Source organism: Phyllobacterium chamaecytisi (assembly GCF_020164455.1).
Taxonomy (GTDB): Bacteria; Pseudomonadota; Alphaproteobacteria; order Rhizobiales; family Rhizobiaceae; genus Phyllobacterium; species Phyllobacterium chamaecytisi.
The window spans coordinates 1-11,077 of sequence record NZ_JAIQWW010000045.1 but is presented as its reverse complement, the minus strand read 5'-3'; the positions used below and the strand labels follow the sequence as shown (position 1 = coordinate 11,077).

The 11,077-nt window shown below is 57.2% G+C and carries 10 protein-coding genes and 1 pseudogene; 7 read left to right on the top strand and 4 right to left on the bottom strand.

Translation table 11 applies throughout. From position 1 onward, the window contains the following. Positions 1-121: 121 nt before the first annotated feature. Positions 122-1,288 carry an MFS transporter gene (locus LB462_RS30555; protein ID WP_224515850.1) on the bottom strand — a complete coding sequence of 389 codons (1,167 nt, stop codon included), beginning with the start codon at positions 1,286-1,288 and terminating at the stop codon, positions 122-124. 880 nt (positions 1,289-2,168) lie between these two features. Here LB462_RS30555 and LB462_RS30550 point away from each other — a divergent pair. From LB462_RS30550 to LB462_RS30540, 3 genes are all read left to right on the top strand, one after another. Then, a complete protein-coding gene (locus LB462_RS30550; protein ID WP_224515849.1) occupies positions 2,169-2,507 on the top strand; it encodes a helix-turn-helix domain-containing protein in 339 nt (112 codons plus the stop codon). Positions 2,508-2,852: 345 nt separating this feature from the next. Further along, on the top strand, positions 2,853-3,026 hold the full coding sequence (locus tag LB462_RS30545; RefSeq protein WP_224515847.1) for a hypothetical protein: 174 nt from the start codon (positions 2,853-2,855) through the stop codon (positions 3,024-3,026). A gap of 423 nt (positions 3,027-3,449) precedes the next feature. After that, positions 3,450-4,184 (top strand): DUF8692 domain-containing protein, encoded by a 735-nt coding sequence (locus LB462_RS30540; protein ID WP_224515845.1) that lies wholly within the window; start codon positions 3,450-3,452, stop codon positions 4,182-4,184. A gap of 903 nt (positions 4,185-5,087) precedes the next feature. On the opposite strand, the pseudogene LB462_RS30535 reads toward LB462_RS30540, so the two are convergent. Together LB462_RS30535 and LB462_RS30530 are read right to left on the bottom strand one after the other, a co-directional pair. Beyond that, positions 5,088-5,596 (bottom strand): annotated as a pseudogene (locus LB462_RS30535) (Hsp20/alpha crystallin family protein). A gap of 72 nt (positions 5,597-5,668) precedes the next feature. Beyond that, positions 5,669-6,139 (bottom strand): Hsp20 family protein, encoded by a 471-nt coding sequence (locus LB462_RS30530; RefSeq protein ID WP_224515843.1) that lies wholly within the window; start codon positions 6,137-6,139, stop codon positions 5,669-5,671. Positions 6,140-6,410: 271 nt separating this feature from the next. On the opposite strand from LB462_RS30530, the gene LB462_RS30525 reads away from it, so the two are divergent. From LB462_RS30525 to LB462_RS30510, 4 genes are all read left to right on the top strand, one after another. After that, complete coding sequence (locus tag LB462_RS30525; RefSeq protein WP_224515842.1) at positions 6,411-6,641, top strand: hypothetical protein; 231 nt, start codon at positions 6,411-6,413, stop codon at positions 6,639-6,641. Between the two features lie 586 nt (positions 6,642-7,227). Continuing rightward, positions 7,228-7,542, top strand: coding sequence for a co-chaperone GroES (locus LB462_RS30520; protein WP_224515820.1), 315 nt, complete (start codon positions 7,228-7,230; stop codon positions 7,540-7,542). A 52-nt stretch (positions 7,543-7,594) separates the two neighbouring features. Further along, positions 7,595-9,223 (top strand): chaperonin GroEL, encoded by a 1,629-nt coding sequence (gene groL, locus LB462_RS30515; RefSeq protein WP_224515812.1) that lies wholly within the window; start codon positions 7,595-7,597, stop codon positions 9,221-9,223. Positions 9,224-9,545: 322 nt separating this feature from the next. After that, positions 9,546-9,845 carry a DUF982 domain-containing protein gene (locus LB462_RS30510; protein ID WP_224515811.1) on the top strand — a complete coding sequence of 100 codons (300 nt, stop codon included), beginning with the start codon at positions 9,546-9,548 and terminating at the stop codon, positions 9,843-9,845. Positions 9,846-10,658: 813 nt separating this feature from the next. Here LB462_RS30510 and LB462_RS30505 read toward each other — a convergent pair. Next, positions 10,659-11,075 carry an MgtC/SapB family protein gene (locus LB462_RS30505; protein WP_224515809.1) on the bottom strand — a complete coding sequence of 139 codons (417 nt, stop codon included), beginning with the start codon at positions 11,073-11,075 and terminating at the stop codon, positions 10,659-10,661. Between the last annotated feature and the right edge of the window lie 2 nt (positions 11,076-11,077).

Genomic DNA, 11,077 nt, shown 5'->3' with positions numbered 1-11,077 from the left:
CAGGTCACACCTGGAGGATCCTGGAGCGCGGGAGAAGCTGGCCAAGTATGAAGAGGCATTGGCGCGACTTTCGTGAATTGATGCATGCCCGCACCGGAGAAGCGATCACCAAAGGCTGCCGTTATCGCCTGTCCTGCATCAGTTGCGTCGCTACGGCGAGCGCGAGGCAAAGCAGGCCGAGGGTCAGCGAAAATCCCTGGATGCCGACCAGTTCCATAACCGCGCCGGTGACCGGCGGGCCGGCGATGCCGCCGACACCCCAAACCATGGCGAAAGCCGCATTGCCGGCCATCAGCATCGGCCCGGAAAAGCGTTCGCCCAGTTCTATCAGAGCCATGGTGTAAATGCCGAACGATACTGCGCCCCAAACGAACGCCACTGGCCAGACAAACACGGAGTCGAATGACAGCGGCAACAACAGACAGCCAAGTACTGTCGTCAGCGCGCAGAACATCAGCGCCCTGTTCGAGCCCTGCGTTTCGGCCAGCAGGCCGAGTGGTATCTGCAGCGCAATATTGCCGGCGACGAAGACAGCAAGCAGCGTTGATATCCTGGCTTCCGGACTACCGTAGCCTTGGCCATAGGCCGACATCAGTGCCAGCGTTACCTGCTCGAACGCGGCAGCGGTAAACACCGCAAACAGAAGCAGCGGTGCCTGCGACACGAAACGCCTGACGGAAGCCTGCTGCGCATGGCCATTGTTGAACTTGGGCAGTTTCGGCAGCACCCTGAGCAGGCAAAGCCCGCACAGAACGAAAGCCGTGATGCCGACCAGGAAAGGCGGCCAGCCGTGCGTTCCAACGACGGTCAGGGTGAGCGGCCCTAACGCAAAGCCGGCGGAAATCACCGACGTATAAACGCCCATGATACGGCCGCGCTGTGCCGGCGGAGTCAGAGCAATCATCCAGGTTTCGCTGATCACGTAGAGCGGATTGACCACAAAGCCGAGCAGAAAGCGGAGCGGAAACCAGACAAAGACATTCTGCTGCCAGCCGATAACAGCGAGCAGCACAGCTGCCAGGCCGGCGCAGGACAGCGCGGTTCGCCCTGCCCCGAAATGTCGTGAGAGCCATGGGATGAGCGGCGCCGACAGAATAAAACCAAGCGGCGTCATCGCCGCCGACAAGCCGATTAGACCGGGCGACATGCCTTGCCGCTGCAGGATAAAACTGAGCAGAGGATAACTCAGCCCTTGCGCGATAGCGAAGACAGAAACCGTCGCTATTATGCCTGCCAGCGCTGCCCATGGTTTCGCGTTCGATTGAATCTGCAACTCTTCATTTGCCATGGGTTTGCTCCAAAACGCTTGGCCGGACAACGCTCGCTCGGCTTTAGGACTCGCTTCACGACCATCGAGCTAACTTGAGGAACTGCCGGGATTGGCAAATTCAGGTTGTCGCGCAGCCCGGATACCCTCGCCTGTTTCTTCGAAATCCTTATGCTAACTTCAACGGGCCGATCCAATCCTGCAATCGCGATGATGTAGCCGCTATCGATGCAATTCGGCGATCGACGCAAATGGCTATGAGGGGTTTAAGCCTACGATTTTACCTGCGTCAATGAGTGCATTTGTAAGACATCAATTCCAATCCCACATTGGGTTCAGTCAGCGCGGTTCTCCTCCCACCTATCCGCGCTGGCTGTTCCCCTTTTGGAGGTTTTCAACCTTCACAATTAAAGCCGGGCTTTTTAGTCCGGCTCTTTTTTGCCTGGTGCTCCGGATCATCCTTTCGATGTGATACGTGACGCCAACTGTCAAATCCATAGCGCCAAAGGGATGACGCCGGACGCACGTTATCTTACTCGCCTGAGGCATGCGCCCAGTGTCCAGATCAGCTGATCCAAAGTGCGCCCGCCTTTCGAGTACAAGCTGGTTTGATGGTTAAAAACACGACACGACCAGCGGCAAAATTGTCGCTTGCGCTGCGGCTGGCAGCGCGATTGACATGGGGCTATTTCCTCGGCAAGGATTGCGCAGTTTCCCGGCGAGCTTAGGTGGAGGGCCCGATCGTGGCGAGCTACCTGGTTCAAGGCGGTTGCCGCCCCTCCCCTGAAACCCGTCCCGCTGCTGTCGAGTGACCGCTCTCCCGGTGGCGGTTTTTTACGCAATGGTCCCCTAACTTGCCGAGCCGGCGGTCATATCGCATAGGCGGCCACGAGCCTACCCCATGATGCTGGGTGCTATCGCCGCTGCGGCCAAGCCCGCCAGGCGGTTCTTTCGCAATCCTTTAACCGGTGTATGGGATATTGGCGCGATGGTAGCGTTTACGCGAAATTCGGCAGCAGCCCGTATTGATAAAGACCTTGGCGCAAAGCTGAGAGCCGCCCGCTTGGCTGCTGGCCTCAGCCAAATCGACCTCGGCGCATCCATGGGCATTTCGGGCACGCAAATCCAGAAGTACGAGAGCGGCAGCAACCGCATGGCCGTCTCAATGATGATCGCGTTGTGCCATGTACTCAAGCTTGACCCGATGGCATTCCTTGCGGATTACTTCCCTCAGCGCTGACAGCAGTGCCAAGGCGCGGGCGACGACCGAAATTCATGACGCTCGTAAGCATTAACGCTGTCACTTACCCGCAGTGCCGGATTCCGTCATCAGGTCGGGTCACTGCACCAGAAGCCGCTGGCAACGATCGTGGCACCAAGTGGTTTCCGGCAGCATCCAAGGTAGCAGCGCGATGAAAAAGTCTTGCTCGCAGCAGCGCTTGTCGCCGCAGCCGCAATTCCTGCCCGTCGCCAAATCGCAACATGGAAGCAACCAGGTTTTGGACAGTTTCGGGCGAGCTTGAGCGAGCATCTCGTTTAGTACATTTTTCTAGCAATTGGCATTAGCTAAGCTTAGGACAGAAGAATGACTTTCGAGGAACCAGCACTCAATAGCGTCGGCATTGAACCAAAAGATGGAAAATGGTTCGTGACAGTGCACGAAAGCGGGCAAGTTAAGCAGCGCCCCTTTGGTACGGAGGGAGCCGCGAAGGAGTTCGCCAAACAGGAAGAAAGACGCCTGGGCATTGTCAGGAGATAGCCTTCCGGGCTTCGCGTACTGCTGTTTGACGGCACCCAGAAGCCGTCTGCCGCACGAATGTCCTCAAGCTGATTTGAACGATCACGGCACGATGAAACGCGACGCATTCGTCACATATGGCGTCCGGCATAGACCAGGCAAGTAACATCTGCACTGTGCAGAAGAATCCGCAGCAATGCTGGTTCGTATTTTACGGCCGGGTGCATGCCCTGTCAGCCTCTCGGCAGCGCAATCTCGATGTCCAGAGCCACGACGAGCACGGCAAGTAGCAGCAGCATCGCCAGCACGGCTACACCGACCGTCAAATTTAAATGTCCTCCAACGGGAGCCATTGTTGTCTCCATGCGTTGACAATGCGTTAAGGAATGCGACAGATTTGTGATGGTTTTGTGACATGTCAAGTGCATGCAAATCAGGTGATCGATGAGTGTCCGGCTCACCAATGTGGGCAATAGCGACATTCCGTTAAGAGCGCGCACGCTTGTGAGGCCGGGCTGGGTGTATGTGCTGGCCTGTGCAGTTTCGGCGGTACTGCTCGGTGCAGGTTTTATGCAGGATCTGCTACTCTATTCTGGCGCCAAGTCGGACCTTTCCAACAAGATATGGCTGCTCGACGTCGACTCGGAGGACAGCGCGTTCACGTGGCTATCTGTGGTGGTAGCGTTTTCCGCCGCATGGCTGCTTTTTCTGGCAAGCCGGGACGCAGCCATGCGCGGCAGCAGGTGCAAATACCACTGGTATGCGCTCACAGGACTTTTTCTGTTGCTTTCGTTCGACGAATTCGCCGGCATTCATGAAAAGATTTCTGCCGCTTTGTCCGGAAGGATGGAGCACACTGGCCTGATGTATTTTGCCTGGGCAGCGCCAGCCGGTATCGTCAGCCTGATCGGTCTTGCGGCCTTTATTCCGTTCATCAGGTCGTTTCCGTTGACGCTCGCGGGGCTCCTCGTGCTTTCAGCCCTGATCTTCCTTGGCGGCGCCGTCGGATTCGAGATGATTGGCGGCAGCGTTGCTGAAGTTGAAGGGATTGAATCATTTCGGTACCGAATATTGACGAACATCGAGGAAGGTCTGGAAATGGCGGGAATACTGGTCTTCATCTATGTGTTGCTGTGTCATCTGAAACTTTCGGGAGCAACACTCCAACCCAGCGCTTGATTTCCCCATTCTGCCGGACGCCGGAATTAAACAACTTGGCAGCTTCGTTGATAAAATTGGCCCCGCCCACTCAATTGGCCGCAAAGGTCGCCTGGCATCACAACGGCAATGGATGCCTCTCCCGGGCATGGGACGGGGGGTGTCATTGTTGAATTGCTTGCTACCAAGACGCAGAAATCAAAAGGCGAGGAAAATGCTCAAGTTCGTCTCCGCCGAAGGGCAGCCAGTTTACGTGAACCCGCATAGAATTGTGGCGGCCCAGAAATATCCTGACGCGCAACGCCCAACCATTCGCAGTTGCAACGCATTGGCGCGGCGCGGTCGAACCGATTTCATCATTATATAAACGGCTTATTCAACCTCATTCGCTTCATCGCCGTGCGCATCGACAATAGACGTGGAAAAGCGCTATGCGTGGCACCGATCGTCTTGACGCCGATGAATGGACACAAGTCCCAGCGCTCGCGTTCCCATCTGCTAAAGAGGTTGGAGTTTCCGCTCGCTTTGCGAACCAAGTGATTCTAGCTGGATCCTGCGATAAGTTCGCGCCGCTGACCGGTGCGAAGATAGCAAGGAGCTTGGCCATTTTTCGTCAAGGCTAGCGTTCACCTCTCCTTTCTCCAGTACCGGACCGAGGGGAGCCGTCCCGACAATTCACGTGTTTTGCAACCGCCCCCGTTTCAGCAAAAGGTCTGAGGAAGACGTTGCGTTTCTTTTTCGCGCCAGGCCGGATGGGCCCGGCTGGTATTTGCGTTCCGGTCGGCGGCGCTCTCGACGTCCGGTCTTCGAGCGCAAGGAGGTTGAGTTCATACAAGAAATCCGCGCGGGGATAGCGTGAGCAGGCTGCTTAACCGGACACCGGAGTGCACCCGTGTGGATGCACCCCGCGGACAGTGACCGAGGTCAGTTTTCGCTGCCGATGGCGATACGCTTGGCCTTGGCCTTGGCTTTTTCGGTCTTCGGCAGTGTTATAGTCAGAAGACCGTTTTTGAAGGCTGCGGCGACTTTGTTCTCGTCGACCGCCCGCCCCAAGCCGATGCGCCGCTCGAACCGCCCGTAATAGCGCTCACTGAACTGCCTGTCCTTGTCTTCGGTTTCTGATTGCTTTTCGCCGCGAAGCGTCAGAATACCGTCCTCCAGGACAACCTCGATGTCTTGTTCTTCAAGACCCGGCACCTCGGCCGTAACCTGGATTTCCTTGTCATTTTCCGAGAATTCGACGCGCGGCCAAGTTCCGTTGGGCGCTGTCGTTGGTTGAACAGCGAGGCGGTGCCAAACCCTTGGAAAACCTCGTCGAACAGCCGGTTGACGTTGCGGTGCAGTGACAGGAACGGATCCATGTCATTCTCGCGATAGACGCTCGGAACGTTATTGTTGCCCCGGTTCCATGAAATAAGATCACGTACGCTCATAGTCTTGTCTCCTTTCGTGTTTCTCCTTTTTCTATGCCAGAGGCACCGGGTTCCGGCGCCTGCTCGGCTGCTTTATGCGGCGACGCTGTTGTCCACCTGCTTGCGGGCAGGCTTCGTGCCGGGGTCGGCATTGATGGCGATGCGGCGCGGCTTCATCTCCTCGGGAATTTCCTTCTTGAGATCGACCACGAGCAGACCGTTTTCCAGTCGCGCACCGGTAACGCTCACATGGTCAGCGAGTTCGAAGCGGTGCGTGAATGGCCGTAGGGCCAGGCCGTGATGGAGATATTGGACTTCCTCGCCGTTCGACTTCGCGCCATTGACCACAAGCATATTCGGCTCGTGGGTGATCGATAGCTCATCTTCGGCAAAGCCTGCCACGGCTGTGACAATGCGGTAGCTGTCTTCGCCGAGCTTGACGATGTCATAAGGCGGCCAGTTCTCGCTGCCTTGCAGATGACCGGAGTTTTCAAGCAGGTTGAAAATGCGGTCGAAGCCGATGCTCGACCGGTAAAAAGGGGAAAAATCCACGTTGCTTCTCATAGCTATATCCTCCTTTAGAGCAACATAGGTACGAGGGCGCGCCAAGAAGCTGGCGCTCCCTGACATTGCCGGCCCCGTCGTGGCGGCCGACAACAAGAATTTGGGTATCGTATTTGCCTGCGTCAAGGGGGAGAAACAGCATCTTTGCATCACCGACTGTCTCCGCGATGGAACGCTCCGGGCTTGCGGACGTTATTTTTCCGACCTGGCAAGATGATTTTGCCAAAGCGCCGACTGCTTCCAGTTGGTGATCACTGTCCGGGAGGGATCCATGGCTATAACACGTGGCGACGTCGTCGCCGTTCTCGGATCCGTCGACGATGCGTTGGTGGCAGAGATAATAGCAACCGGGGCGTCGCTGAGCGAACTCAGGGAGGCATTCGCTTGGCTGAACTCCGAGGAGGCGCTGATGAATGAAGGCCGACCACTTCCAGGCACCCACGTCGCTGCCCTCATCGATCTGATCGAGCCTCAGGAAGATGAGGATGATTTCGGATTGTAAGCCGGGATGCAGCGCCAAGTCGCGATGCCGCTGTTCGGCGTCCGGCGGCTGACGCAGCGTCGGCATGGATCCGACGCGCAACGCGTCCGATGCCCACGACGAGAGGATGGCACGCTTTTCCTGAACTTCGCGTTGATCGTCGTTGATCACATGTCCCGGATTACCGATATGGAGCGAACAGGCGATCAAGCACCGGGTCGGAGATTTTGCAAGGCGATTGACGGGATGATCGTCGAGAGGTTGCGTTCCATTGGAAGGTTCCTTCGCTTACACAATCTCCAGGGTTCTTGTCGATAAGCCGGCAAGCCGAAAGGCGTTCCGGTTGTGTCGTTATTTTGGAATGATTTTCGTGCAGATCAAGACCCTTCGGACATCGTTCCACCAAAATAGCTGCACAGATACAAAGGATTAGCACTCGGCTGGATCAAGTGCCAAAATTTTTTCATCCCCCTCTTGAAATGCTAAATGTGCAAAACCAATTCGTTGTGCGCGCAATGCCTTCAAAGGGTTGCGCGCCCTGCGCCGAAGCCGCTTCGGATGCGGCGCCGAGGAACCTCAAAACTGTTTGTCTGAAGAGGAGAGCGACATGACGTTCCGTCCATTGCATGACCGTATTCTGGTCCGCCGCATCGAGGCCGACGAAAAGACCGCCGGCGGCATTATCATTCCTGACACTGCCAAGGAAAAACCCCAGGAAGGCGAGGTTATCGCCACCGGGCCCGGCGGCCGCGACGAAAGTGGCCAACTGCAACCGCTCGACGTCAAGGTCGGCGACCGCATCCTGTTTGGAAAATGGTCCGGAACCGAGATCCGGCTCAAGGGCGAAGATCTTCTGATCATGAAGGAGGCTGACGTTATGGGGGTGATTGAAGCAGAGACCGCGGCAAAACAGGCCGCCTGACGGCGCCCGTCAGTGATCGGTATTCAATGCTGCCTCGTGAAGGAGTAGAAAAATGGTTGCGAAAGAAGTGAAATTCCATGCCGACGCCCGCGAAAAGATGCTGCGCGGCGTCGATATTCTTGCCAACGCGGTGAAGGTGACGCTCGGTCCCAAGGGCCGCAATGTCGTTATCGACAAGTCGTTCGGCGCACCGCGCATCACCAAGGACGGTGCCACCGTCGCCAAGGAAATCGAGCTTGAGGACAAGTTCGAGAACATGGGCGCGCAGATGGTGCGCGAAGTGGCCTCCAAGACCAGCGACATCGCTGGTGACGGCACCACGACCGCGACGGTGCTGGCCCAGGCGATTGTCAAGGAAGGTGCCAAGGCCGTCGCTTCCGGTATGAACCCCATGGACCTGAAGCGCGGCATCGACAAGGCGGTCGATGCGGTCGTCGAGGAACTGAAGAACAATGCCCGCAAGGTGACGCAGAACGGCGAGATCGCCCAGGTCGGCACCATCTCTGCCAACGGCGATGCCGAGATCGGACGCTTCCTCGCCGAAGCAATGGAGAAGGTCGGCAACGAAGGCGTCATTACCGTGGAAGAAGCCAAAACTGCCGAGACCGAACTTGAAGTGGTGGAGGGGATGCAATTCGACCGCGGTTATCTGTCCCCCTATTTTGTGACCAACCAGGAAAAGATGCGCGTCGAATTTGAAGAGCCCTATGTGCTCATCCACGAAAAGAAGCTTGCCAATTTGCAGGTGTTACTCCCGGTGCTCGAAGCCGTGGTGCAGTCTGGCAAGCCCCTGCTCATCATCGCCGAGGACGTTGAAGGTGAAGCGCTGGCTACCCTCGTTGTCAACAAGCTGCGTGGTGGTCTGAAGGTCGCGGCCGTCAAGGCGCCGGGTTTCGGCGACCGCCGCAAGGCAATGCTGGAAGACATCGCTATCCTCACCGGCGGCACAGCGATATCGGAAGACCTGGGCATCAAGCTCGAGAACGTCACGCTTGCGATGCTCGGCCGAGCCAAGAAAGTGGTGATCGAGAAAGAAAACACCACGATCGTCGACGGCGCCGGCTCGAAGAACGAGATTGACGGCCGCATCGTCCAGATCAAGGCACAGATCGAAGAGACGACCTCGGATTACGACCGTGAGAAGCTGCAGGAGCGTCTTGCCAAGCTTGCCGGCGGCGTTGCGGTCATTCGCGTTGGCGGTTCAACCGAGGTCGAGGTCAAGGAGCGCAAGGACCGGGTCGACGACGCCATGCACGCAACGCGTGCGGCCGTCGAAGAAGGTGTGCTGCCGGGCGGCGGCGTGGCCTTGCTGCGCGCAGCCAGGGCGCTCGACAAGCTGGTGACCGACAACGCCGACCAGAGAACCGGTGTTGAGATCGTGCGCCGCGCCATCGAGGCGCCGGTCCGCCAGATCGCCGAGAACGCCGGTGCCGAAGGATCCATCATTGTCGGAAAGCTGCGTGAGGCCGCGGAGTTCGGCTTTGGCTGGAACGCCCAGACCAATGAGTTTGGCGATCTCTACAGTCAGGGTGTGATCGACCCGGCAAAGGTGGTGCGCACTGCCCTGCAGGACGCGGCTTCAGTCGCCGGCCTGCTCGTGACCACCGAGGCGATGGTTGCCGAGAAGCCGAAGAAGGAAGCGACTGTACCTGCCATGCCGGCAGGCGGGATGGACTTTTGATGAGGAAGGCTGTGCCCGCCGGGTGGGCACAGCCAGCTATCGACGGGTGCTGCCTTGAACATGACGTGCAAAATATCACCCACATTCAACGGCCGCCGGCCCATCCGGGCTACGAACGTTCGTTTCGATCGGACGAAGCTGTTTCTGGTCATCTGTTACAGCACCAAGTGTCGATTGGAAAAAATAAAGGTGGCAATCGGGAAGGAAACGATGAAGCTGACCGAAGAGTACCCGCCGGACCACTGCGCGATTTCCGAACCGAAGCCATCGCGCCGACACTCAACAGCAACTGTTCACCCGTAGACGAAGGAAGGAGGAACCTATGGAATGCAATACGTTCAACACACCCGTCATGATCATTGTCGGACTTGGGTTTCCAACCGAGGTCAGGACGGTAGCAGAAGCCTATGCATTGCTGAGCGAATGGTCTCTGTCGAAAAAGGAGCCGGCCCATGCGATGGCGCTCAAGGCGTGCAAGGCGGCGCTATGCGGTGATGTAGAAGCGGAGACCGCCCGAGGCTTGTTCGTGGCTTTTGCGCGCAAGCACGATGCCTTGGCGCCTGACTTCGAACACGTCCCGGATCAGGCTGATTTGGTGAGGATCGTTCCAGCACCAATTTGAATGACAGGAGGCCGATATAATGGACTTGCAAGCAATCGAGTTGCTTGCTTTATCGCTGCATCGACTATGGTCGGCCGGTGCTCTTCGCCAAGGTGGGGCTGAGCGCTGCGCCGCCACCGAACGAAAGGAAAGGAATGGGGCTGTTTGTGATTGGGGCGGGGAGCTCGCGCAACCCCTGTCGTCACGGAGATGAGAGTATGGATGATGTTCTTGTGCTCTTTTGTTTGTCTCTGGCAGTCCCGCTCTTTTGCGGAGTGGCTGGAATGGTAGTGGCATTTATCGACCGCAAGCAACATCGCTCGACAGTGGCAAGCATTGGAAAACGCTTGCGCAAAGAACCTTGATCCGACCTAAATATTGCGTAGTTGTAGATTGTGCTCGAACACATGCGAGCTCGTCGCTCACTGCGACCTTGCCGCCATCAACCAGGCGGAAGTGGTACTCGTCCTGGCTCAGGATTGGGGATCGGCGGATCGTCCGGCAGCGGCAGGCTCGGTTCTGGCTCCGGGGTAGGTATTGGATCACCCATATCAATGTCTCCTCGTGCTGAGTACTAACCGCTACCATCACTGGAATGTCCCACTCGATGGACGCTTGGAGTGAGGGCCGTTGCTTGAGCAGGACACCAATTAAGCGACTGCGCGCGACTGAATGGGAGAGCGCCATGCCGATAATGCCGTCCCAGGACAAACGCGATTATCAACATTGCCAGGAAAGCTTAGAGGTTGAATTTTTGGCTACGCCGGACCGGCGTTGATGCTGCTTCTGGACGATAACGTGTTGACGGGCGGCCTATTCACCTTCGAGATGATTCTAGTCTTGCTTCGGCTCCTTTTTCAACGGCAGCATCAGGCGCAACGTGAGAAACGTGAAGAGCGAGATGATGAACGCCACATCATAACTCTCAAGTCCGACCGCTATACCAATTGCACCGGTTGACCAGATGCTGGCCGCTGTTGCTGTGCCACGGACAGAATCCTTGAGCTGCAAGATAGCGCCGCCGCCGATAAAGCCGACGCCGGTAATCAGTCCCTCGATAATACGGGCCGTGGCCTCGGGATTGCCGGCCGTAAGATTTTCGGTCCCTTGAATTAGACCGCAGCTTGCCAAGGCCACAATGGGAAAAGTTCGCACGCCCGCACTGCGTTCCTCGCGTTCTCGATCCAGACCAATCGGAAAAGCCAAGATATAGGCGACCGCCAGAGCAAACACGTGTGGAAATACCGGCAAGG